Below are 22,669 nucleotides of genomic sequence, written 5' to 3' on the forward strand. Positions count from 1 at the left end.
CCGATTTTAGCCTGAACTGGCTGACGCTAAGCTCATAGCGATGTCCGATCCGGCGAGAACCAACGGTGTCCACGGCCACAGCTCCCCGTTCGTCGAGCTGGATCGCGCCGACTGGGCGGCCCTGGCACGATCGACTCCGCTCCCGCTGAGCGAGACCGAACTCGTGCAGCTGCGCGGCCTGGGCGAGCCCCTCGACCTGTCGGAGGTCACCGACGTCTACCTGCCGCTGAGCCGCCTGCTGAACCTCTACGTCGCCGGCGCGAAGAGCCTGCACCGGGCGACGAGCGACTTCCTCGGCGATCGTGCAGAGAGCACCCCGTTCGTCATCGGGATCGCCGGCTCCGTCGCCGTCGGCAAGTCGACGATCGCTCGATTGCTGCGTGAGCTCCTCGCCCGCTGGGAGGACACCCCCCGCGTCGAACTCGTGACGACGGACGGCTTCCTGCTGCCCAACGCCGAGCTCGAGCGCCGAGGCCTGATGTCGCGCAAGGGGTTCCCGGAATCCTACGATCGCCGGGCGCTCCTCCGATTCGTGAGCGAGGTCAAGGCCGGCACCGCCGAGGTGCGCGCGCCGTTCTACTCGCACCTGAGCTACGACATCGTCCCCGATGCCCAGATCACCGTCCGCCGGCCCGATGTGCTCATCGTCGAGGGGCTCAACGTGCTGCAGCCGCCCGGCCCTGGCCATCGCCTCGCCGTGAGCGACCTCTTCGACTTCACCATCTACGTCGACGCCCGCACCCGCGACATCGCACGCTGGTACGACGAGAGGTTCCTGAAGCTGCAGCGCGGCGCGTTCAGCAACCCGCTGTCGTACTTCCATCGGTACGCGTCGCTCACCGAGAGCGAGGCCCGCGCACGGTCGGGTGAGATCTGGCGGTCGATCAACGAGCCGAATCTGCTCCAGAACATTCGCCCGACACGGTCGAGAGCAACCCTCGTACTGCGCAAGGACGAGAACCACACCGTGAACTCGGTGCTGCTGCGGAAGCTCTAGAGAGCCAGACGCTCCCTGACTACGTCGGCGAGGCCATGCGCGAGACGGTCGGCCGTTGCTTGGTCTGCCGCCTCCACCATGACGCGCACCATCGGCTCGGTGCCTGAGCGGCGCATCAGCACACGGCCGGAGGACCCGAGTTCGGCCTCGGCATCGCGCACGGCGGCGGCGATGACCTCGTCGGAGTCGAGGGCGTGGTGGTCGACGCCGCGCACGTTGACGAGGATCTGGGGGAAGACCGTCATCACGCTGGCGAGTTCGGCGATCGACTTGCCCGTGCGGGCCATCTCGGCGACCAGGTGGAGGCCGGTGAGGATTCCGTCGCCGGTCGTGGCGTACTCCGTCATGATGACGTGCCCGGACTGCTCGCCACCCAGCGCCAGCGAGTCGGCGTTGAGCTCCTCGAGAACGTAGCGGTCGCCGACGGCGGTCTGGATGACCCGGATGCCGTTGGCCTCCATCGCCCTGTGCAGGCCGAGGTTGCTCATCACCGTGACCACGAGCGTGTCGTTGGTGAGGTGCCCGCGTTCCTTCATCGCGACGGCCAGGATCGCCATGATCTGGTCGCCATCGATGACGTTTCCTGCTGCGTCGACGGCGAGACACCGGTCGGCGTCGCCGTCATGGGCGATGCCGATGTCGGCTCCGGCCTCGAGCACCTTGGTCGCGAGGTGGTCGAGGTGGGTCGACCCGACGCCGTCGTTGATGTTGGTGCCGTTCGGTTCCGCACCGACGACGGTGATCTTGGCGCCGGCGAGGGCGAACACCTCGGGCGAGATGCCGGCTGCCGCGCCGTTGGCGCAGTCGAGCACGACGTGCACGCCGTCGAGGCGGTGCGGGAGGGTGCCCATCAGGTGCAGGATGTAGCGGTCCTCGCCATCCGCGAATCGGCGGATGCGGCCGACATCGCCGCCCGTCGGCAGGAGTTTCTCGATGCCGAGGTGCGCTTCGATGCGGTCCTCGACCTCATCGGGAAGCTTGGTGCCGCCGACTGCGAACAGCTTGATGCCGTTGTCGGGGGCTGCGTTGTGGGACGCCGAGATCATGACACCGAAGTCGGCGCCGCTGTCGGCGATCAGGAAGGCCGTTGCCGGTGTCGGCACGACCCCAGCGTCGAGCACGTCGACGCCAGAACTCGCGAGGCCTGCGGCAACGGCGGCTCCGAGGAACTCACCGGAGACGCGGCCATCGCGGGCCAGCACCGCGACGGGGCGTCGGCCCTGCGCGCGGCGGTCTTCAGCACGTCGTCCTGAGGTCAGGACGACGGCGCTTGCCTGAGCGAGGCCCAGGGCCAGGTCAGCCGTGAGTTCACGGTTGGCCAGGCCCCGGACCCCGTCGGTTCCGAAGAGACGAGGCATGTCTGCCAGTGTCGAAGCGCTTAGCGCTTCGAGAACTGCGATGCCTTACGGGCCTTCTTGAGACCGGCCTTCTTGCGCTCGATGACACGAGCGTCACGGGTGAGGAAGCCGGCCTTCTTGAGAGCTGCACGGTTGTTCTCGCGGTCGATCTCGTTGAGAGCACGAGCGATCGCGAGGCGCAGGGCACCGGCCTGGCCGGAGGGGCCACCGCCCGTGACCTTGGCGACGACGTCGTAGCTGCCGAGGAGGTCGAGCACCTTGAACGGGTCGTTGATGAGCTGCTGGTGCAGCTTGTTCGGGAAGTAGTCCGCGAGCTCGCGGCCGTTCACGATCAGGCTGCCGGAGCCGGGCACGAGACGCGCGCGGGCGATGGCCTGCTTGCGACGGCCGACGGCCGAACCTGAGACGTTCAGGACGGCGCGGGGTGCACGGGGGGTTTCTTCAGCGGGGGTTTCGGTCGAGTAGCTCTCGGGAGCCACGTCGATCTGGTCTGCGATCTTCGCCACGGTGATTGGAATCCTTTGTCTGTGAATCGAGAAGTCTGGGGGCCGGGCGCTACTGAGCGACCTGGTTGAAGACGAACTGCTTCGGCTGCTGTGCAGCGTGAGGGTGCTCGGGGCCGGTGTAGACCTTGAGCTTCTTCAGCTGGGCGCGACCGAGCGAGTTCTTCGGGAGCATTCCGCGGATCGCCTTCTCGACGGCGCGCGTGGGGTTCTTCTCGAGCAGCTCCGAGTAGGTGACTGCCGTGAGGCCGCCCGGGTAACCCGAGTGGCGGTAGGCCTTCTTCTGCTCGGCCTTGGCGCCGGTCAGGGCCACCTTGTCGGCGTTGATGATGATGACGAAGTCGCCGGTGTCCATGTGGTTGGCGAAGGTCGGCTTGTGCTTGCCGCGCAGCAGGACTGCTGCGTGAGTCGCCAGGCGACCGAGCACGACATCGGCTGCGTCGATGACGTACCAGTCGTGGGTGATCTCACTGGCTTTCGGGGTGTAAGTGCGCGTCACTGTAGTGGCTGCTTTCTGTTCGAACGGAGGTGTTCGTGAATCCCACTCCGGGCGGTTCTCGAAGAGAACACTGTCGATGGAGGGCTCACGTTCGTGTACCCGGCCGCCAAGGCACGGGCACCAACGGTCTATCTTAGGAGACTCCGGGCGCGTTGGCAATTCGGGCCGGCTCCACGCTCTCGTTCGGGGATGCGGCCCGGTGGGCCGGGCCCCGGCGCTGCCGCGTCTCCGCCGCCCGCGCTGCGAGTCTTAGGTCGTCCGGATATCCCACCTGGGTGAGGGTGAGCCCCCGCGCGGGCATCACCATGAACGCGTTGGTACGCTCGGCGGCCTCCCGCAGTGCAACGGGGTCCCCGGGTGCGAGCTTCCCGGCGCCGACGGAGACGCAGGCACCGACGAGCGCGCGCACCATGCTGTGGCAGAAGGCGTCGGCCTGGAGGCGAGCGGTCAGCACACCGTCGACATCCCGCTCCCAGGTGAACGACTGGAGGGTGCGGATCGTCGTGGCGCCGTCTCGCGGCTTGCAGTACGCGGCGAAGTCGTGCAGACCGCACAGGCTGGCGGCAGCGGCGTCCATGGCCTCGCCGTCGAGGCGGGAGTGGTGCCAGGTCGTGTTCACCCTGTGCAGCGGATTCCGGACCGCGGTCTGGTCGGCGAGGCGGTAGCTGTAGCGCCGCCAGAGCGCGCCGAAGCGTGCGTCGAATCCCTCCGGGGCGAGCGAGCCCCGCGAGATCACGATGTCGCCCCTCTGGCTCAGGATGCCGTTCAGCCGGCGCGCGAGCGCCGTGCCCGCATCGCGTTCCCCGCCACGATTCCGACCCCGGTCGGGCCGCAGCAGGCTGCCGGCCTGGGCGTCGGTGAGGTCGAGGTGGGCCACCTGGCCCGTCGCGTGCACGCCGGCATCCGTTCGTCCAGCGACCACGAGAGTGGGCGGCGGGCCGTAGCGACGGAGGATCGAAGCGAGCGCCTGCTCGATCTCGCCCTGCACGGTCCGCAGGTTGGGCTGGCGTCCCCAGCCATTGAAGTCGGTGCCGTCGTAGGCGATGTCCAGACGCACGCGACGAGTGCCGGCGAGCGGCGGATGCAGGGTCGATGGGGCGTCGTCGTCCTCGTCGGTCATGCCATCCACGCAAACCAGTTTACGAGCCGGGATACCGGTCGCCGATCCAAACGACAGGGCCCCGGCGATCCGAGCGGATCACCGGGGCCCTGTCAGGGTGGTGCAGGTGCTACTTGGCCTCAGCCTCAGCCGGGGTCTCGACCTCGGTCGAGTCGCTGGCGACGGCCTCGTCGACCTCGGCCTCGGCCGGAGTCACGGTCTCGTCAGCCTCGGGCTCGGCCTCGACGACCGGAGCGGTCTTCGCGGCGGCCTTGGCCGGCTTGGCCTTCTTCACGACGGGCTCGAGAACGAGCTCGATCTGCGCCATGGGGGCGTTGTCGCCCTTGCGGTAGCCGATCTTCGTGATGCGGGTGTAGCCACCATCGCGCTCTGCGACGAGCGGAGCGATCTCGGTGAAGAGCTCGTGCACGATCGACTTGTCACCGATGACAGCCAGAACGCGACGACGGGCGTGGAGGTCCCCACGCTTCGCGAACGTGATGAGACGCTCGGCGTACGGACGCAGGCGCTTGGCCTTGGTCTCGGTCGTCTTGATCGACTTGTGCTCGAACAGCTGCGAAGCCAGGTTGGCCAGCATCAGACGCTCGTGTGCGGGTCCGCCTCCGAGGCGGGGGCCCTTCGTGGGCTTAGGCATTTATTTCTCCAGTATGTGAAAGGTCGAAAAGCTCAGCTACGAGCTTTAGATGTTCTCGTCGTCGTAGCCGCTGTAGAAGTGGGCGCCGTCGAATCCGGGAACCGAGTCCTTGAGCGACAGGCCGAGCTCCACGAGCTTGTCCTTGACCTCATCCACCGACTTCTGACCGAAGTTGCGGATGTTCATGAGCTGCGTCTCCGAGAGGGCGACGAGCTCGCTGACGTTGTTGATGCCCTCACGCTTCAGGCAGTTGTACGAACGCACCGACAGGTCGAGGTCCTCGATCGGGATCGAGAGCTCGCTGGAGAGCACGGCGTCGACCGGCGCGGGGCCGATCTCGATGCCCTCGGCTGCGGTGTTGAGCTCGCGGGCCAGACCGAACAGCTCGGTCAGGGTGCGACCGGCGGATGCGATGGCATCGCGCGGCGTGATGGCCGGCTTCGACTCGACGTCGACCACGAGGCGGTCGAAGTCGGTGCGCTCACCGGCACGAGTCGCCTCGACGCGGTAGGTGACCTTGAGAACGGGCGAGTAGATCGAGTCGATCGGGATCTGACCCGCTTCGCTGTACTCGTTGCGGTTCTGCGTGGCCGAGACGTAGCCGCGACCGCGCTCGATCGTGAGCTCGAGCTCGAACTTGGCCGACTCGTTGATCGTGGCGATCACGAGCTCGGGGTTGTGCACCTCGACACCGGCCGGAGCCGAGATGTCGGCGGCGGTGACCTGGCCGGCGCCCTGCTTGCGCAGGTAGGCGGTGATCGGCTCGTCGTGCTCGCTGGAGACGACGAGACCCTTGATGTTCAGGATGATCTCGGTCACATCCTCCTTGACACCGGGAACGGTGCTGAACTCGTGGAGGACGCCGTCGATGCGGATGCTGGTCACAGCAGCGCCGGGGATCGACGAGAGGAGGGTGCGGCGGAGGGAGTTGCCGAGCGTGTAGCCGAAGCCGGGCTCGAGGGGCTCGATCACGAACCGCGAGCGGAACTCGGAGATGTTCTCCTCGGTGAGCGTGGGGCGCTGTGCAATGAGCACTGTTATTCCTTTCGGCGAGGTGTCCGCTATATGACACCTGCGATGGCGACCGGGTGGGCGGGCCCGGCGGGTGTTGAGTTATGGAAGGAACGGCTGAACGGCCGGCCGGCTCGCGCTAGGCGAGAGCCGACCGACCAGTCAGTTGATTAGACGCGGCGACGCTTCGGCGGGCGGCATCCGTTGTGCGCCTGCGGGGTGACGTCGTTGATCGATCCGACCTCGAGGCCTGCGGCCTGGAGCGAGCGGATGGCCGTCTCGCGACCCGAACCGGGTCCCTTGACGAAGACGTCGACCTTCTTCATGCCGTGCTCCTGCGCCTGACGCGCAGCCGACTCGGCGGCGAGCTGAGCGGCGAACGGGGTCGACTTGCGCGAACCCTTGAAGCCGACTCCACCGGACGAGGCCCAGCTGATGACCGCACCGGTGGTGTCGGTGATCGAGACGATCGTGTTGTTGAACGTCGACTTGATGTGGGCCTGGCCCACGGCGATGTTCTTCTTTTCCTTCTTGCGCGGCTTGCGTACGGCCGACTTGGGTGCTGCCATGATTTCTCCTGAATCCTATGAGGCGCGAAAGTTCGCTGGCCGAGGCCTAGCGAGCCTTCTTCTTGCCGGCCACGGTGCGCTTCGGTCCCTTGCGGGTACGAGCGTTGGTCTTGGTGCGCTGTCCGCGGACAGGCAGGCCACGACGGTGGCGGATGCCCTCGTAGGAGCCGATCTCGACCTTGCGGCGGATGTCGGCGGCAACCTCGCGACGGAGGTCACCCTCCACCTTGAACGTGCCCTCGATGAAGTCGCGCAGTGCGACGAGCTGCTCGTCGCTGAGGTCCTTGACGCGGATGTTTCCGTCGATCTGGGTCTCGGCGAGGGTCTGGAGGGCGCGGGTGCGGCCAACTCCGTAGATGTAGGTCAGTGCGACCTCCACGCGCTTCTCGCGCGGGATGTCGACGCCGGCTAGACGTGCCATGTGTGGCTTCTCCTGTTGATGAGTGGAGGTGTGGAGCACTCCCGGTGCCGCGGCCTCCAACCGTGGGTGTCCCCTGACGGATCAGGTTCCTGGGAGTGCTGTTCTCTTATCGAGGTGTGTCTTCTGCTTGTCGACGAACCTGCGGTCGACGCAGCTTTCGCGGCGTCGACCTTCGGTTCAACCCTGGCGCTGCTTGTGGCGCGGGTTGGACTTGCAGATGACCATGACGCGGCCGTTACGGCGGATCACCTTGCAGTGGTCGCAGATGGGCTTGACGCTGGGGTTGACCTTCATTGCTTTTCCTTTTCGCTGTCTTCGTACCCGTCCACCTGCTCACGCAGGGGAATCGGACGGGCCGTTACTTACAGCAGCCGTTACTTGTAGCGGTAGACGATCCGGCCGCGCGTCAGGTCGTACGGGCTCAGCTCCACGATCACGCGGTCCTCCGGGAGGATGCGGATGTAGTGCTGACGCATCTTTCCTGAGATGTGAGCCAGAACCTTGTGCCCGTTGGTGAGCTCTACCCGGAACATTGCGTTCGGGAGGGCTTCGACAACCGAGCCTTCGATCTCGATGACGCCGTCTTTTTTGGCCATAGCCTCTTCGTCGCTAAAAGTATTGGATGCTGGTCGTGCGGACGGTGCCCACCCTCGAACTCAGACGTCCGGAGGGCATGCGTCAACGGACGCAGGACACCAAAGATCAATCGTATGGCATTGACGGGGTTTTCGCGAATCAGCGGCTACACTTCCCAGCTCGGATCCAGACGATGACGGATCCTGCTCATCGCCTGCCGATCCGCATCACCGTCGCGCCGCGACGATCTCTCTCAGGTCTTGGAACAACGGATGCCCCGAGTCGATTCCCATCACCGATTCGACGAACTCGTCGGGGCTCTCCGCCGCAGCGAGGAGCGCGTGCATCTGCACGCTCTGCTCGTCGTCGGGGTCGTCGAACGCCAGCGCCGCGCCGATGGCCTCGACCAGGGCGCTCGTGGGAAGACCGCGTTCGGCGAGTTCGGCGGCCGGCCCGACGAACCGCTCGTGCCTGCTGAGCTTGCGGAGCGGTTGGCGACCGACACGCTGCACGGTGTCCGGGAGCGACGGATTCGCGAATCGGCGCAGGATCTTCTCGCGGTAGTCCCGCTGCACCTCGGGGTCGGCCTGGTGCTTCGCGACCAGAAGGGTCGAGGTCTCCTGCAGCACCCGCGTCGCGATCTCGGCGACGCTCGCATCACCGAGGGCGTCCGAGAGCTTCGTGTACCCGGCTGCGGCACCGAGGTAGGCCACTGTGGCGTGCCCGGTGTTCACGGTGAAGAGCTTCCGCTCGATGAACGGCAAGAGGTCGGCGACGAAGGTGGCGTCGGGGATGACCGGCACGTCACCCTCGAACGGCCCGTCCTCGATGACCCACTCGAAGAAGCTCTCCACGGTCACGTCGAGTCCGGCATCCGGATCCTGCCCGGGGACGATGCGATCGACGGCGGTGTTCGCGAACACCGCCTTGTGCAGGTTGCGCCGCCATTCGTCCTGCCCCATGAACGAGGCCACCTCGTCGCGCAACAGATCTGTCGCGTTGATCGCGTTCTCGCAGGCCATGACCTGCAGCGGGGGAAGCTCCGCCGGGCGCTCCCTCATCGCCGCGGCGATGTGGGGAGCGATGAAGCGCAGGATCGTGGGGCCGACAGCCGTCGTCACGATGTGCGCCGTGGTGAGTTCGGAGCGCAGCTCCTCCTCCTGGGTCGCGCTGTTGATGGCGCGGAAGTGGTCGACGATGCGGGTGGCCGGGGTCTCCCCCACCTCGTGGACCTCGTAGCTCGACGCGGCGGAGAGGGCGTCGATGAGCTCGGCGTTCACGTCGGCGAAGACGACCTCGTAGCCGGCGTCGTGCAGGATGAGCCCGACGAATCCGCGCCCGATGTTGCCTGCACCGAAGTGCACTGCCTTCTTCATGTTCACGACTCGTTGACCTCGGAGAGCGCGGCGTAGAGTTCCTCAGCACTGCCCAGGGCGAGCAGCCTCTCCACCTCGTCCTCGTCGGAGAAGATGATGGCGATCTTCGAGAGGATCTCGAGGTGCTCGTTGTCGATGCCGGCGATGCCGACGACGAAGCGCACCTCGTCTCCGTTCCAGTCGATCGGCTGGTCGTAGCGGGTGAACGAAAGTCCCGACTTCCTGATCGCGTCCTTGGCCTCGTTCGTGCCGTGCGGGATGGCGAGGAAGTTGCCCATGTACGTCGACACAGACCCCTCCCGCTCGAGCATCGCGTCGACGTAGGCCTCGTCGACGGAGCCGACGTCCACCAGGATCGCACCGGCCGCACGGATGGCCTCGTCTCGTCCGACGGCCGCATCCGCGATGCGCACCGCTCCACTGGACAGGATCTGATCGGTCATCTCTCCCCCTGCTTTCTCTCGTTCATCGTCGCGATCCTCGCCGTCGGATGACGACGAGGTGGACGAGGGGCGGATGCCGCGACACCAGTGCGCGGCATCCGCCCGTCGTCAGCGCACGCCCTCGCTCTGGAGGAGGTTCACGATCTCCTCGTACTTCGGGCTGTTCATGAAGTTCTCCACCGAGATGTGCAGTGCGCTCGGCGACTGCTGCTTCGCGCGATCGGTGAGGTCCTTGTGGGTGACGACGAGGTCGACGTCGTCGGTCAGGTTGGCGATCGACTTGTTCGTGACGTCGACGCTGTCGATTCCCGCCTTCTTGATCTTGTTGCGCAGCACCGTCGCTCCCATGGCGCTCGATCCCATGCCGGCGTCGCAGGCGAAGATGATCGTGTGGATCGGCTTGTGCTCGAAGGCTGCCGCCTCGCCCTCGGCGACCAGTCCGCCGCCGGCGGCGACACCGGCGCCGGAGAGGCCGCTCAGAACATCGCTCGACTTGCCCTTGTTCGATTCCGTCATGGCGATCGCCATGCCCAGGTCGCCTGCGCCCTCCGTGGCCAGGTCGCGCTTCCGACTGGCTCTGAGGATGATCGAGGCGATGAGGAACGAGACCGCCGCCGAGAGGATGACCGACAGGATGACGCCGACGTAGCTGTCGGATGCCGTCTGCAGGATGATCGCGAAGATGCTGCCCGGGGATGCCGGTGCTCGAAGTCCGGTCTGGAAGATGACGTTGGTGGCGACACCCGTCATTCCACCGGCGATCACCGCGATGACCGTGAGCGGCTTCATGAGAACGTACGGGAAGTAGATCTCGTGGATGCCGCCGAGGAACTGGATGATGATGGCGCCGGGTGCGCTCGCCTTCGCCATGCCGACACCGAAGAAGGTGAAGGCCAGCAGCAGGCCGAGGCCGGGGCCGGGGTTCGCCTCGATGAGGAACAGGATGCTCTTGCCGGTCTCGACGGACTGCTGGGTGCCGAGAGGGGTGAACACGCCCTGGTTGATGGCGTTGTTGAGGAAGAGAATCTTGCCGGGCTCCACCAGCAGTGAGAGCAGGGGCAGCAGGTTCATCGACGTCAGCCAGTTGACGGCCGTCTCGAGCAGGCCGCTCAGCCACTGCACGGCTGGCCCGAACGCGAAGAACCCGAAGATCGCCAGGATCATGCCCACGATGCCTGCCGAGAAGTTGTTCACCAGCATCTCGAAGCCGGCCTTGATCTTGCCGTCCCAGATGCTGTCGATCTTCTTCATGACCCAGGCGGCGAGCGGACCCATGATCATCGCCCCGAGGAACATCGGGATGTCGGTGCCGACGATCACGCCGACGGTCGCGATCGAGGCGACGACGCCACCGCGGGTGTCGTAGACGAGGCGGCCGCCCATGTTGGCGATGAGCAGCGGCAGCAGGTAGGTGATCATCGGGCCGACGAGCCCGGTGTGCTCCGTGCCGTCAGCACTCGGGAAGCCTCCGAGCTCCGGCACGGGCGTCCAGCCGGTCTTGATGAAGAAGGCCGTGATGAAGCCCCATGCGATGAAGGCCGCGATGTTCGGCATGATCATTCCGCTGAGGAACGTGCCGAATCTCTGGATGACGACCCTGCCGCCTCCGGACTTCTTCTCCGACGTCGTTGTCATGATGGTGCCTCTCTGTGATCAGGTGGCGGGCGCTGGGGTGCGCCCTGCTGTGCGCTCGGCCGCGCGGGACTTCGCGGCCGCCTTGGCCTCGGCCGCCCCATCGGCGGCCAGGGCGACCTCGGCCAACGCGCGGGCGTCGTCGAGGGTGAACCGCGCGAGCGACGCGCGTACGTCGGCGAGTGCCGACGGAGACATGGAGAGCGTCGTGGCGCCGAGACCGACGAGCACGACGGCCAGCATCGGATCCGCGGCGGCCTCTCCGCAGATGCCGACCGGCTTGCCGGATGCGGCACCAGCGGCGCCCACCTCGGCGACCAGTCTGAGCACGGCCGGGTGCCAGGGGTCCTGGAAGTTCGCGACCGTGCCGAGGAGCCTGTCGGCCGCCATCGTGTACTGGGTGAGGTCGTTGGTGCCGATGGAGGCGAAGTCGGTCACGGCGAGCACGCGGTCGGCGAGCAGCGCCGTCGACGGTACCTCGACCATGACGCCTGCCGTCTTGATGCCGAGCTCCTTGGCCAGTCCGGTGAAGTAGCGGGCCTCCTCGACGGTGGCCACCATCGGCGCCATCACCCAGAGGTCGGCATCCGTCGCCGCATCAGCCGCCGCGAGGGCCGTGAGCTGCTCGCGCAGGATCGTCTCGCTGTGTCGGAGCGAACGGATGCCGCGGAGTCCAAGAGCCGGATTCTCCTCGGGAGCGTCGTTGAGGAAGGCGAGGGGCTTGTCGGCGCCGGCGTCGAGCACACGCGCCACAACCTTCTTGCCTGCGAACGCGGTGAGGAGCTTGGTGTACTGCTCCTGCTGCTCGCGCACTGTCGGAGCCGACTGGGAGTCGAGGAACAGGAACTCGGTGCGGAACAATCCGACGCCCTCGGCGCCGGCTGCGAGGGCGTCGGCAGCTCCGGCAGCCGAGCCCAGGTTCGCCAGCAGGGGCACCGGGGTTCCATCGGCCAGGGCGCCGGGTCCCGTCGGTTCCTGCAGCCGCTGTGCACGCTCGTCGATGCGCGCCTTGGCCGCGCTCAGCTGCTCGTCGCTCGGATCCGTGATCACGAGATCGGCCGCAGCGTCGACGATCACCTGGTCGCCGTCGGCGAGGGCGCTGGCCCCTGCAGCACCGACCACGGCGACGATGGACTTCTCCCGCGCCAGGATGGCCGTGTGCGATGTTGGGCCGCCGTCGGTCGTGATGAGCGCGAGCACCTGGTCGAGGTCGAGGAGCGCGGTGTCGGCAGGGGCTAAGTCTCTGGCGACGAGCACGAAGGGGTGACCCGGGTTCGGGATGCCGGGAGCGGGAAGCTTGAGGAGGTGTGCGATGACGCGCTGGGAGACGTCGTCGAGGTCAGCGGCTCGCTCCCCCATGTAGCCGCCCATGCCGGCGAGCAGGTCGCGGAAGGCCGCGAACGCCTCGAAGACGGCACGTTCCGCGGTCTTGCCCTCGGCGAGCCTGGCGGTGATGTCGTCCGCGAGGGTGACGTCCTCGGCCATCATGGCCTGGGCCTCGAGGATGTCGCGCGCTGCGCCTCCAGCCTGGGTGCCCCGGCGGTTGAGCTCCGCGGCCACGACCGACAGCGACGCCGTGGCCCTCTGGCCCTCGCGCTCGGCGTCGAGGTGCGTCGGACGGTCGACGGGCTCTGGCAGGGGCTCCGCCATGCGGGCGACAGGCCCGAGGGCGATCCCCTCGCCGATTCCGATGCCGTTCAGTTCCATCAGTCGCCCTCCGTCGTGTGCCGGAAGGACGCCCGCCCGGTGCGATCAGCTGTCGTGATCGGTGAGGAGAAGATCGAGGAGGCGGTCGAGGACCGCTGCGGCGTCGTCTCCATCGACCGTGACAGTGACCTCGTCTCCGTGATCGATTCCGAGGGCGATGACGGCGAGGATGCTCGCCGCGTTGACGGGCTTTCCGTCGCCCTTGGCGATCGTGACCTTCGCCCCGGATCCCCCGACAGCCTGTGTGAAGAGCTTCGCGGGACGAGCGTGCAGCCCGTGCTCCGATCCGATTCGCACGCTGCGCGTCGCAGTGGTGTCGGTGTCTTCCATGTGGTCGGCCTCCGTCGCTGGCGTCCGTTCTCAACCCCACCATACTGTCCGGGATGCACGGGCACCACGGAGATGGGATCGACGCGGCCGGTCACGGACGGATTCCGACCGCGTCGAGTGCACTGTCGAGGGCGATGGCCCCCGACTGGTCTGTGAAGGCCGCCTCGGGAAGGACGACCACGCTGGCGTCGCCGGTGACGGCGAGACGGATGCGGATGGCATCGGCCTGAGAAGCGAGATGAGCGCCCAGCAGGACGACGGAGGCATCCTGTGCCGAGTCCTCGAGGAGGGAGTCGCTCGTGGGAACGACGTCGACCTCCAGGCCGCGCTCACGGGCGAGGCGACGGATGCGGTGAGCCACGAAGGAGCTCGATGCCCCTGCTCCACACACGACGAGGATCTTCACTGATCCGGCTCCTTTGCTCGACTTCCCCCAGTGTGACCTGCGCACGTGCGCATCGGCCAACACGTTTTCTTCCGGCCCGGCGGAAATCTCGCCGGATGGGCACGCTCGCGCCACGGGAGATGCTTGACTCGTCGTGATGCGGACAGCGTCCTCAGAGCAGAGGGCACGCGAAGGGACCGGGCGTGAGTGAGAGACGGGAGCAGCTGCTCGCTCTGCTCGCGCGCGCCGACCGCTGGTTCACCGCGGCCGAGCTCGGCGATCAGCTCGGCGTCACCTCGCGCAGCGTGCGCAGCTACGTCACCGCCGTGAAGACCGAGGCCGCCCCGTTCGAGCCCGTGCGCTCGGGCCCAGCCGGCTACAGGCTGGACCGCGCCGTGTACGCACGCTGGCGAGCGGCATCCGGTGGCGACGTCGTCGCTCCGGAGGAGACGGGCGGACCGACGGCGCGTGCCAGCCGGCTTCTCCGCCGGCTCGTCGATGCTCCTTCCGGGCTGGACGCGTTCTCCACCGCCGCCGAGCTGCACGTGAGCGAATCGACGCTCGAGGGCGACCTCACGCGTGTGCGCGCCCGGCTGGACGGCACCGGGCTGTCGCTGCGCCGACGCGGCGGAACCCTCGTGCTCGAGGGAACCGAGTCCGCCCGGCGGCGCCTGCTCGGCACGCTCTTCCGCGAGGAATCGGCACGCGGAATGCTCGAGCTCGCCGCCATCCAACGCGAGTTCCCCACCGACGGCCTGGCCGAGTTCAAGACCGACCTCATCTCCGAGTTGACCAGGCGCGGCGCCGCCGTGAACGAGTACGGCCTGAGCAACGTGCTGCTGCACATAGCGATCGCGGTCGACAGGGTGCGCCGGCACCACTCGTTGCAGCCCGACGGCAGCACGGCGACGGATGCGGCAGCCACAGGGCTCGCCTCGGTCGTCGACGACCTGGTCGCCCGCCACTTCGACGTGCGGCTCGGCGCCGAGGACGTCGCCTATCTGGGCTACCTCGTCGAGACCAGGGTCGCCACTCCGGCACAGGCCGGCCCCGAAGCCCGTACCGGCGACCTGCTCGATGCCGGCGACCTGGCCGAACTCCGACGAATCGCCGTGCAGGCCGGTCGTGAGTTCCTCATCGACCTCGACGACGACGAGTTCCTCGCCAGGCTCGCACTGCATGTGCGCAACCTCGTGGCGCGCGCCAACGATCTCTCCTATTCGCGCAATCCGCTGACCCGGTCGATCAAGGCCGGCTATCCGCTCACCTACGAACTGGCGGTCTACATCGCCAACGAGCTGCAGACGAGTCGCGGGATCAGCATCAATGAGGACGAGATCGCGTACATCGCCATGCACGTCGGCGCTCTGGTCGAGCAGCGCCGCCGGCTGGACGACGACAGGGTCAGCTGCTCCATCGTCTCCCCCTCGTACTACGAACTCCATCTCACCGTGCTCGGCAGGATCGAGTCGGCCGTGGGCAGCGACCTCGATGTGCGGAGCGTCGTGACCCGCACCGACGTCGATTGGCGCTCACTCCCCGGCGACATCGTCATCTCGACGGTCGAACCGCCGGTACCGGACGAACGGGTCATCGTCATCGCCCCCTTCCTCACCGACGGCGACGTCGAGAGGGTGCGGGCGGCGGTGAGCCGCATCCGTCGGCACCGTCGTCGTGCTCGGCTCGCCGTCGAGCTCGAGCGCTACTTCTCGCCCGAGCTGTTCTTCCGCGACATCGTGGTGCCCGACGAGGAGGCCATGATCCGGCTGCTGGGCGAGCGGATGCGCGACCTGGGCATCATCGATGACGCCTATATCGCGGGGGCGATCGAGCGGGAGCGCCTGTCGTCGACGGCGTTCACCGACACGCTCGCCGTGCCGCACGCACTCGCGATGACGGCGCGGCGCACGTCGATCGCGATCGTGCTGAGCGACGCTCCCATCGAGTGGAGCGGTGCGCGCGTGAACGTGGTCGCGTTCATCGCCTTCAGCGAGAGCGACAGGTCGAGCTTCCAGGACGTGTTCGACCAGTTCGTCGAGGTGTTCTCGGAACACGACTCCGTGCAGAGGCTGCTGCGGAATGCGCGCGACTACCCGACGTTCATCGAGGAGCTCGTCCACGCCCTGGCGTGACGTGCGTTCGCCGGCCGGGCGCGAATACTGCCGAACGCTCACGTCGACGCATCGCATCCGACGTGCGCGGGTGGATGCCTAGGGAATCGGAACCGGGACCACGCCGAGCGGAGCGAGGCCCGCGGCGCCGCCGTCCTCAGCGGTGAGCACCCAGACGCCGCCGGCGTGAACGGCGATGCTGTGCTCCCAGTGGGCCGCGTCGAGGCCGTCCTCCGTCGTCACGGTCCAGTCGTCGTCCTGCACGATGGTGTCGATCGAGCCCTCGACGATCATCGGCTCGATCGCGACGACCAGGCCCGGCTTCACGTCGGGGCCCCTCTGCCGCACGCGGTAGTTGAACACCGGCGGATCCTCGTGCATCGTGCGCCCGATACCGTGGCCGACGTAGTCGGTCAGGATGCCGTAGTCGCCCTGCGACTCCACGTAGCGCTGCACCGCGTCGCCGACCTCGTTGAGGTGCTTCGCCCGGGCGAGAGCGGCGATGCCGTGCCAGAGCGACTGCTCCGTCACGTCGGAGAGCCGCGTCCTGGAGGCGACGAGCTCTGGGTTGGCGGCATCCGGCACCACGACGGTGAAGGCGGAATCACCGTTCCAGCCCGAGATCTCGGCTCCGGCATCGACCGAGACGATGTCGCCGGGCGCGATGGGCACTGCGCTCGGGATCCCGTGAACGATATCGGAGTTCACCGAGACGCACAACGTGTGGGAGTAGCCGGGAACGAGCTGGAAGTTGGGGATGCCGCCGCCGTCGCGGATCGTCTTCTCGGCGATGGCGTCGAGCTCGAGCGGAGTGATGCCGGGTCGGATGGCCCGTCGCACGGCAGCAAGCGCAGAGGCCGTGAGCAGGCCTGGAGCCTGCATCGACCGCAGCTCGGCCGGCGACTTGTAGATCGAACGGCGGAAGCCCATGAGGCTCAGTTCGCCACCGCGGAGTCGAGCTCCCCGATGCCGAAGGCGGCGAGGGCGAGCGCGACGCGGTCGCCGACCTCGTCGGGCGACCCGAGTCCGTCGACGTCGATCAGCAGGCCGCGGTCGCGGTAGATGTCGACGAGCGGAGCGGTCTCGCGGGTGTAGACCTCCTGGCGGTGCCTGATGGCGGCCTCGGAATCGTCGACGCGACCCTGCTCGGTCGCACGCTTGGTGAGGCGCGCGACGATCTCGTCCTGGTCGGCGACGAGGCGGATCACGGCCTCGAGCGGGCGACCCTGCTCGGCCAGCAGGTTGTCGAGGTAGCCGACCTGGTCGACCGTGCGCGGGTAGCCGTCGAGCAGGAAGCCGTTGCGGGCATCCTCCTCGGCCAGCCGCGCCGTGACGATCTCGTTGGTGAGCTCATCGGGCACGTAGTCCCCTGCGTCCACGATCTCCTTGACCCGCACGCCGAGGGGCGTCTGGTTCTTGATGTGGTAGCGGAAGATGTCTCCGGTCGAGACGTCCGGAATGCCGAACGTCTCGCCGATGCGCTTCGCCTGGGTTCCCTTGCCGGCGCCGGGAGGACCGACGATCAGGAGTCGAGCGCCGCGGACCTGGTTGGCCGTGGCCCCCGTCATCGGAGCAGACCCTCGTAGTGACGCTGCTGGAGCTGCGAGTCGATCTGCTTGACCGTCTCGAGACCGACGCCGACGATGATGAGCACGGATGCTCCACCGAACGGGAAGTTCTGATCGGCACCGAACGCGCTGAAGGCGATCAGTGGCAGGAGCGCGATCGCACCGAGGTAGAACGAACCGGGCAGCGTGATGCGTGTCAGCACGAAGTCGAGGTACTCGGCCGTGGGACGACCGGCACGGATGCCGGGGATGAACCCGCCGTACTTCTTCATGTTGTCGGCGACCTCTTCAGGGTTGAAGGTGATCGCGACGTAGAAGTACGTGAACCCGACGATGAGGAGGAAGTACAGCAGCATGTAGAGCGGGTGGTCGCCCTTGGTGAGGTAGTTCGTGATCCAGAGCACCCACGGCTGCGCGGTCTCGCCCGCTGCGGGCTGGTTGAACTGCGCGATCAGTGCCGGCAGGTAGAGCAGCGACGACGCGAAGATCACGGGCACCACACCGGCCATGTTGACCTTGATGGGGATGTAGGTGTTGTTGCCGCCGTACGTTCGCCGGCCGACCATCCGCTTGGCGTACTGCACCGGGACGCGTCGCTGCGATTGCTCGACGAACACCACCGCCAGCACGACGAGGAGGCTCACCAGGAGCACCAGTGCGAAGACGTTGAAGCCCTTGGCCTGGAGGATGGAGCCGAGCGAGCCCGGGAAGCGGGCTGCGATCGACGTGAAGATCAGCAGCGACATGCCGTTGCCGATGCCGCGCTCGGTGATGAGCTCGCCCATCCACATGATGAGGCCGGTACCGGCGGTCATGGTGATGACCATGAGCATGATCGCGTACCAGGCGTCGTTCGTGATGAGCTGCGTGCACTCGGGGCTGGCGGAGGTGCCGAACAGGGCACCGGAGCGCGCCACGGTGATGAGCGTCGTGGACTGCAGCACGCCGAGGGCGATGGTGAGGTAACGCGTGTACTGCGTCAGCTTCGCCTGGCCGGACTGGCCCTCCTTGTAGAGGGTCTCGAAGTGAGGGATGACCACGCGGAGGAGCTGCACGATGATCGAGGCCGTGATGTACGGCATGATGCCCAGCGCGAAGACGGAGAGCTGCAGGAGCGCGCCACCACTGAACAGGTTGACCAGCTCGTAGAGGCCGCTGGTGCCCTGATTGGCCGCGAGGCAGGCCTGCACGTTGCCGAAGTCGACGAACGGAGCCGGAATGAACGATCCCAGGCGGAAGAGGGCGACGATGCCCAGAGTGAACCCGATCTTGCGACGAAGGTCGGGCGTGCGGAAGATCCGCGCGATGGCGCTAAACACAAAGCCTCCTGGTGTGGTGTGAAGTCAGCCTACCTGCGAATCGAGCCTGCCGAGACCGCCTCGTGATGAGGGCTGGTCCCGACAGGCTCGATTCAGACAGATGCAGGTACTACTTGACCGACCCGCCGGCGGCGACGATCTTCTGCTCAGCCGAGCCGGAGACCTTGTCGACCGAGACGTTCAGCTTGACAGCGATGTCGCCGCTGCCGAGAACCTTGACCTTCTCGTTCTTGCGAACGGCGCCCTTGGCCACGAGGTCGGTGACGGTGACGTCGCCGCCCTTCGGGTAGAGCTCGGCGAGCTTCTCCAGGTTGACGACCTGGTACTCGACGCGGAAGGGGTTCTTGAAGCCGCGCAGCTTGGGAGTGCGCATGTGGAGGGGCATCTGGCCACCCTCGAATCCGATGCGCACGGTGTAGCGCGCCTTCGTACCCTTGGTACCGCGACCAGCGGTCTTACCCTTGGAGCCCTCACCGCGACCCACGCGGGTCTTGGCCTTCTTGGCACCGGGAGCAGGACGAAGGTGGTGCACCTTCAGGACCTGCTCGCGAGCCTCGGCCGGCTCGGCCTTGGCCTTCGGCTTGGCGGCAGTGGCCGGAGCCTTGTCTGCAGCAGCCTTGTCGGCAGCGGCCTTGGGGGCCGCCTTCTTGGCCGGAGCCTTGTCGGCAGCAGCAGCCTTCTTGGCCGGAGCCTTGTCGGCGGCAGCAGCCTTGGGGGCCGCCTTCTTGGCGGGTGCCTTGTCAGCGGCGGCCTTGGGGGCTGCAGCCTTCTTGGCAGGAGCCTTGACGGCGTCCTTCTCGGTTTCCTTGGCTTCAGCCATTAGTCGATCTCCTCAACCTTCACCAGGTGAGCGACGGTCTTAACGTAGCCACGGTTCTGAGGGGTGTCCTCACGAACGACGGACTGACCGATGCGCTTGAGTCCCAGGCTGCGAAGCGTGTCGCGCTGGTACTGCTTTTCACTAACTTTGGACTTGATCTGCGTGACCTTGAGCTGGGCCATCAGGCACCTGCCTTCACTGCTGCGGCAGCCTCGGCAGCCTGCGCCTCTGCACGGAGCAGACGGGCCGGAGCGACCTGGTCGTAGTCGAGGCCACGACGGGCGGCGACCGCACGCGGCTCTTCGAGCTGCTTGAGGGCCTCGACGGTGGCGTGCACGATGTTGATCGTGTTCGACGAACCGAGCGACTTGCTCAGCACGTCGTGGATACCGGCGCACTCGAGAACGGCGCGGACGGGGCCACCGGCGATAACACCGGTACCGGCACCGGCCGGACGCAGGAGGACGACACCGGCGGCTGCCTCACCCTGCACGGGGTGCGGGATGGTGCTGCCGACGCGGGGGACGCGGAAGAAGTTCTTCTTCGCCTCCTCGACGCCCTTCGAGATGGCGGTCGGGACCTCGCGGGCCTTGCCGTAGCCGACACCGACGAGTCCGTTGCCGTCACCGACGACGACGAGGGCGGTGAAGCTGAAGCGACGTCCACCCTTGACGACCTTGGACACACGGTTGATGGTCACGACGCGCTCGAGGAACTGGCTCTTCTCGGCGTCGCGGCTTCCGCGGTCACGGTTCGGGTTGCGCTCACGGCCACCACGGCGAGCCTCACGAGGCTCTGCCTGTGCGGTCTCCGTCGATGCAGCGGTTTCCACCGGTGCCTCTGCGGTCACTTCTTGCTCCTTGTTGGGGGTGTTCTCGCTCACAGGTTGAGCCCTGCCTCTCGCGCTCCATCGGCGATAGCAGCGACGCGACCCGCGTACTTGCTTCCACCACGGTCGAATACGACGGCCTCGACACCGGCGGCCTTGGCACGCTCGGCGACGAGCTCGCCGACCTTGCGGGCCTTGGCGGTCTTGTCACCGTCGAACGTACGGAGGTCTGCCTCCATGGTCGATGCCGACGCGAGGGTGAAGCCCTTGCTGTCGTCGACGACCTGGACGAAGACGTGACGCGCGGAGCGGGTCACGACGAGACGCGGACGCAGCTCGGAGCCGACGACCTTCTTGCGCAGACGGGTGTGGCGGCGCGAACGCGCAGCCGACTTGCTCTTGCCTCTTGTTCCAAGAGCCATGATTACTTACCAGCCTTTCCGGCCTTACGGCGAACGACCTCACCGGCATAGCGGATGCCCTTGCCCTTGTAGGGCTCCGGCTTCTTGATCTTGCGGATGTTCGCGGCGGTCTCACCGACGGCCTGCTTGTCGATACCCGCGACGGTGATCTTGTTGTTGCCCTCGACGGTCAACGTGATGCCGGCAGGGGCCTCGACGGTGACGGGGTGCGAGAAGCCCAGTGCCAGCTCGAGGGAGGCACCCTTCTGGGCGACGCGGTAACCGGTACCGACGATCTCGAGTCCCTTGGAGTAACCCGTGGTGACACCGATGATCTGGTTGTTGATGAGGGTACGAGTGAGTCCGTGGAGCGAACGCGATGCGCGCTCGTCGTCGGGACGGGTGACGAGAACCTGGTTCTCCTCGACCGTGGCCTCGATCGGGGCGGCGATGGTGAGCGCGAGCTCGCCCTTCGGGCCCTTGACCGAGACGTCCTGGCCGTCGATCGTCACGGTGACGCCGGCGGGGATGTCAATGGGAAGTCGACCGATACGTGACATGTCGGATTACCACACGTAGGCGAGGACTTCTCCGCCTACGCCCTTCTTCTCGGCCTGGCGGTCGGTGAGCAGACCGCTGGAGGTGGACAGGATGGCAACGCCGAGGCCGCCGAGCACCTTGGGGATCTCGGTGGACTTCGCGTACACGCGGAGGCCGGGCTTCGAGACGCGCTTGATGCCTGCGATGGACCGCTCGCGGTTGGGGCCGAACTTGAGGTTCAGGGTGAGCGTCTGACCGACGCGTGCGTCGGCGACGTCGAAGCCGGCGATGTAACCCTCGCGCTGGAGGATCTCGGCAATGTGAGACTTGAGCTTGGAGTGCGGCATCGACACGGTGTCGTGGTGTGCCGAGTTCGCGTTGCGCAGTCTGGTCAGCATGTCTGCGACCGGATCTGTCATCGTCATGTGATGTTTATCCTTCTATTCACCAGGTTTCGAGCATCCGTTACACGGAAGTCGACCTGTGGTGTTGGGGGCCCGGCGACTGCCTGACCCCGGTATTCCGATCGGCCCGCCTCACGCCATAAGGCGCAAGGCGGACCAACCGAACAGTCTACTGCTGGTTGTCGGCCGTCTTGAACGGGAAGCCGAGCTGCTTGAGCAGCGCGCGGCCCTCGTCGTCGTTCTTGGCGGTCGTCACGATCGTGATGTCCATGCCGCGAACGCGGTCGATCTTGTCCTGGTCGATCTCGTGGAAGACGCTCTGCTCCTGGAGACCGAAGGTGTAGTTTCCGGTTCCGTCGAACTGCTTGTCCGAGAGGCCGCGGAAGTCGCGGATACGGGGCAGTGCGAGCGAGAGCAGACGGTCGAGGAACTCCCACATGCGGTCGCCACGAAGCGTGACGTGGGCGCCGATGGGCTGGCCCTCGCGAAGCTTGAACTGGGCGATCGACTTGCGGGCCTTCGTGACCTGCGGCTTCTGGCCGGTGATCTTGGTGAGGTCTGCGACCGCACCATCGATGACCTTGCCATCACGAGCGGCCTCACCGACACCCATGTTCACGACGATCTTCACCAGACCGGGAACCTGGTGCACGTTGGTGTACCCGTTCTCCTTGGTGAGCTCGGCCGCGATCTCGGTGCGGTAGCGCTGCTTGAGGCGGGGCTGGATTTTGCCAGTTCCCACGGCAGTTTCAGTCATTACAGGTCCTTACCTGACTTCTTGGCGTAACGGATGCGGACCGTCTTGGTGACGCCGTCCTTCGTTACTTCTTCCGTACGGAAGCCGACGCGGGTCGGCTTCTTGGTCTCGGGGTCGACGATCGCGACGTTCGACACGTGGATCGGAGCCTCGTGCGTCTCGATACCGCCGGTCTTCGTGCCACGCTGCGTCTGTCCGACGCGCACGTGCTTGGTCACGAAGTTGACGCCCTCGACGATGACGCGGTTCTTCTCGACCTGCACCTCGATGACCTTGCCCTGCTTGCCGCGATCTCCGCCGCGAGCCTGACTGCGTCCCGAGATGACCTGCACGAGGTCACCCTTCTTGATGTTCGCCAT

29 protein-coding genes are annotated in these 22,669 nt (G+C 66.7%); 2 read left to right on the forward strand and 27 right to left on the reverse strand.

What is annotated here, in order from left to right; translation table 11 throughout:
• The first annotated feature begins 40 nt into the window (after positions 1–40).
• Complete coding sequence (coaA, locus tag ASC59_RS09385; RefSeq protein WP_055821273.1) at positions 41–997, forward strand: type I pantothenate kinase; 957 nt, start codon at positions 41–43, stop codon at positions 995–997.
• On the opposite strand, the gene glmM is transcribed toward coaA, so the two are convergent.
• The 16 genes from glmM to ASC59_RS09465 form a co-directional block, all read right to left on the reverse strand.
• A complete protein-coding gene (gene glmM, locus ASC59_RS09390) occupies positions 994–2,355 on the reverse strand; it encodes a phosphoglucosamine mutase (RefSeq protein ID WP_055821275.1) in 1,362 nt (453 codons plus the stop codon). The two genes, coaA and glmM, sit on opposite strands and share 4 nt — an antisense overlap.
• A 20-nt stretch (positions 2,356–2,375) precedes the next feature.
• On the reverse strand, positions 2,376–2,861 hold the full coding sequence (gene rpsI, locus ASC59_RS09395; protein ID WP_055821278.1) for a 30S ribosomal protein S9: 486 nt from the start codon (positions 2,859–2,861) through the stop codon (positions 2,376–2,378).
• Between the two features lie 49 nt (positions 2,862–2,910).
• Positions 2,911–3,357, reverse strand: a complete 447-nt coding sequence (rplM, locus tag ASC59_RS09400) for a 50S ribosomal protein L13 (protein ID WP_055821281.1) — start codon at positions 3,355–3,357, stop codon at positions 2,911–2,913.
• 133 nt (positions 3,358–3,490) lie between these two features.
• Positions 3,491–4,477, reverse strand: coding sequence for a tRNA pseudouridine(38-40) synthase TruA (gene truA / locus ASC59_RS09405; protein WP_055821284.1), 987 nt, complete (start codon positions 4,475–4,477; stop codon positions 3,491–3,493).
• 109 nt (positions 4,478–4,586) lie between these two features.
• Complete coding sequence (gene rplQ / locus ASC59_RS09410) at positions 4,587–5,111, reverse strand: 50S ribosomal protein L17 (protein ID WP_055821287.1); 525 nt, start codon at positions 5,109–5,111, stop codon at positions 4,587–4,589.
• A gap of 45 nt (positions 5,112–5,156) precedes the next feature.
• Complete coding sequence (locus ASC59_RS09415) at positions 5,157–6,146, reverse strand: DNA-directed RNA polymerase subunit alpha (RefSeq protein WP_055821290.1); 990 nt, start codon at positions 6,144–6,146, stop codon at positions 5,157–5,159.
• 146 nt (positions 6,147–6,292) lie between these two features.
• On the reverse strand, positions 6,293–6,691 hold the full coding sequence (gene rpsK / locus ASC59_RS09420) for a 30S ribosomal protein S11 (RefSeq protein WP_055821293.1): 399 nt from the start codon (positions 6,689–6,691) through the stop codon (positions 6,293–6,295).
• Positions 6,692–6,737: 46 nt separating this feature from the next.
• Positions 6,738–7,112 (reverse strand): 30S ribosomal protein S13, encoded by a 375-nt coding sequence (gene rpsM, locus ASC59_RS09425; RefSeq protein WP_055821296.1) that lies wholly within the window; start codon positions 7,110–7,112, stop codon positions 6,738–6,740.
• Between the two features lie 177 nt (positions 7,113–7,289).
• Positions 7,290–7,406, reverse strand: a complete 117-nt coding sequence (gene rpmJ, locus ASC59_RS09430; protein WP_055821300.1) for a 50S ribosomal protein L36 — start codon at positions 7,404–7,406, stop codon at positions 7,290–7,292.
• Between the two features lie 80 nt (positions 7,407–7,486).
• Positions 7,487–7,708 (reverse strand): translation initiation factor IF-1, encoded by a 222-nt coding sequence (gene infA, locus ASC59_RS09435; RefSeq protein ID WP_021759551.1) that lies wholly within the window; start codon positions 7,706–7,708, stop codon positions 7,487–7,489.
• 207 nt (positions 7,709–7,915) lie between these two features.
• Positions 7,916–9,064 (reverse strand): mannitol-1-phosphate 5-dehydrogenase, encoded by a 1,149-nt coding sequence (locus ASC59_RS09440; RefSeq protein WP_055821303.1) that lies wholly within the window; start codon positions 9,062–9,064, stop codon positions 7,916–7,918.
• Positions 9,065–9,066: 2 nt separating this feature from the next.
• Positions 9,067–9,507: a PTS sugar transporter subunit IIA gene (locus ASC59_RS17490; protein ID WP_055821306.1), complete on the reverse strand. Its 441-nt coding sequence runs from the start codon at positions 9,505–9,507 to the stop codon at positions 9,067–9,069.
• A gap of 108 nt (positions 9,508–9,615) precedes the next feature.
• A complete protein-coding gene (locus ASC59_RS09450; protein WP_055821309.1) occupies positions 9,616–11,142 on the reverse strand; it encodes a PTS mannitol transporter subunit IICB in 1,527 nt (508 codons plus the stop codon).
• 18 nt (positions 11,143–11,160) lie between these two features.
• Positions 11,161–12,846 (reverse strand): phosphoenolpyruvate--protein phosphotransferase, encoded by a 1,686-nt coding sequence (gene ptsP / locus ASC59_RS09455; RefSeq protein ID WP_055821312.1) that lies wholly within the window; start codon positions 12,844–12,846, stop codon positions 11,161–11,163.
• A 45-nt stretch (positions 12,847–12,891) separates the two neighbouring features.
• On the reverse strand, positions 12,892–13,176 hold the full coding sequence (locus ASC59_RS09460; protein ID WP_055821314.1) for an HPr family phosphocarrier protein: 285 nt from the start codon (positions 13,174–13,176) through the stop codon (positions 12,892–12,894).
• A 91-nt stretch (positions 13,177–13,267) separates the two neighbouring features.
• Entirely contained in the window at positions 13,268–13,582 is a 315-nt protein-coding gene (locus ASC59_RS09465; RefSeq protein WP_055821316.1) for a PTS sugar transporter subunit IIB, read from the reverse strand.
• 182 nt (positions 13,583–13,764) lie between these two features.
• Between ASC59_RS09465 and ASC59_RS09470 the strand changes: the two genes are divergently transcribed.
• Positions 13,765–15,693, forward strand: a complete 1,929-nt coding sequence (locus ASC59_RS09470) for a BglG family transcription antiterminator (protein ID WP_055821318.1) — start codon at positions 13,765–13,767, stop codon at positions 15,691–15,693.
• 78 nt (positions 15,694–15,771) lie between these two features.
• On the opposite strand, the gene map is transcribed toward ASC59_RS09470, so the two are convergent.
• The 11 genes from map to rplX form a co-directional block, all read right to left on the reverse strand.
• A complete protein-coding gene (gene map, locus ASC59_RS09475; protein ID WP_055821321.1) occupies positions 15,772–16,602 on the reverse strand; it encodes a type I methionyl aminopeptidase in 831 nt (276 codons plus the stop codon).
• Positions 16,603–16,607: 5 nt separating this feature from the next.
• The gene (locus ASC59_RS09480) at positions 16,608–17,240 is read right to left on the reverse strand and encodes an adenylate kinase (protein WP_055821324.1); all 633 of its coding nucleotides are present in this window, start codon (positions 17,238–17,240) and stop codon (positions 16,608–16,610) included.
• Positions 17,237–18,559, reverse strand: coding sequence for a preprotein translocase subunit SecY (gene secY, locus ASC59_RS09485; protein WP_055821331.1), 1,323 nt, complete (start codon positions 18,557–18,559; stop codon positions 17,237–17,239). The genes ASC59_RS09480 and secY overlap by 4 nt, the downstream gene beginning before the upstream one ends.
• A 109-nt stretch (positions 18,560–18,668) precedes the next feature.
• Positions 18,669–19,379, reverse strand: coding sequence for a 50S ribosomal protein L15 (gene rplO / locus ASC59_RS17625; RefSeq protein ID WP_082513505.1), 711 nt, complete (start codon positions 19,377–19,379; stop codon positions 18,669–18,671).
• The gene (rpmD, locus tag ASC59_RS09495) at positions 19,379–19,561 is read right to left on the reverse strand and encodes a 50S ribosomal protein L30 (protein ID WP_183060650.1); all 183 of its coding nucleotides are present in this window, start codon (positions 19,559–19,561) and stop codon (positions 19,379–19,381) included. Before rpmD ends, rplO begins: the two co-directional genes overlap by 1 nt.
• Positions 19,561–20,229 carry a 30S ribosomal protein S5 gene (gene rpsE, locus ASC59_RS09500; RefSeq protein ID WP_268765481.1) on the reverse strand — a complete coding sequence of 223 codons (669 nt, stop codon included), beginning with the start codon at positions 20,227–20,229 and terminating at the stop codon, positions 19,561–19,563. The genes rpmD and rpsE overlap by 1 nt, the downstream gene beginning before the upstream one ends.
• A 29-nt stretch (positions 20,230–20,258) precedes the next feature.
• Positions 20,259–20,630: a 50S ribosomal protein L18 gene (gene rplR / locus ASC59_RS09505; RefSeq protein WP_055821334.1), complete on the reverse strand. Its 372-nt coding sequence runs from the start codon at positions 20,628–20,630 to the stop codon at positions 20,259–20,261.
• Between the two features lie 2 nt (positions 20,631–20,632).
• Positions 20,633–21,169 (reverse strand): 50S ribosomal protein L6, encoded by a 537-nt coding sequence (gene rplF, locus ASC59_RS09510; RefSeq protein WP_055821337.1) that lies wholly within the window; start codon positions 21,167–21,169, stop codon positions 20,633–20,635.
• A 6-nt stretch (positions 21,170–21,175) separates the two neighbouring features.
• Positions 21,176–21,574, reverse strand: coding sequence for a 30S ribosomal protein S8 (rpsH, locus tag ASC59_RS09515; protein ID WP_055821339.1), 399 nt, complete (start codon positions 21,572–21,574; stop codon positions 21,176–21,178).
• A 148-nt stretch (positions 21,575–21,722) separates the two neighbouring features.
• On the reverse strand, positions 21,723–22,310 hold the full coding sequence (rplE, locus tag ASC59_RS09520) for a 50S ribosomal protein L5 (RefSeq protein ID WP_055821342.1): 588 nt from the start codon (positions 22,308–22,310) through the stop codon (positions 21,723–21,725).
• On the reverse strand, positions 22,310–22,669 hold the full coding sequence (gene rplX, locus ASC59_RS09525) for a 50S ribosomal protein L24 (RefSeq protein ID WP_055821346.1): 360 nt from the start codon (positions 22,667–22,669) through the stop codon (positions 22,310–22,312). Before rplX ends, rplE begins: the two co-directional genes overlap by 1 nt.

This window comes from Leifsonia sp. Root1293, assembly GCF_001425325.1.
GTDB lineage: Bacteria > Actinomycetota > Actinomycetes > Actinomycetales > Microbacteriaceae > Orlajensenia.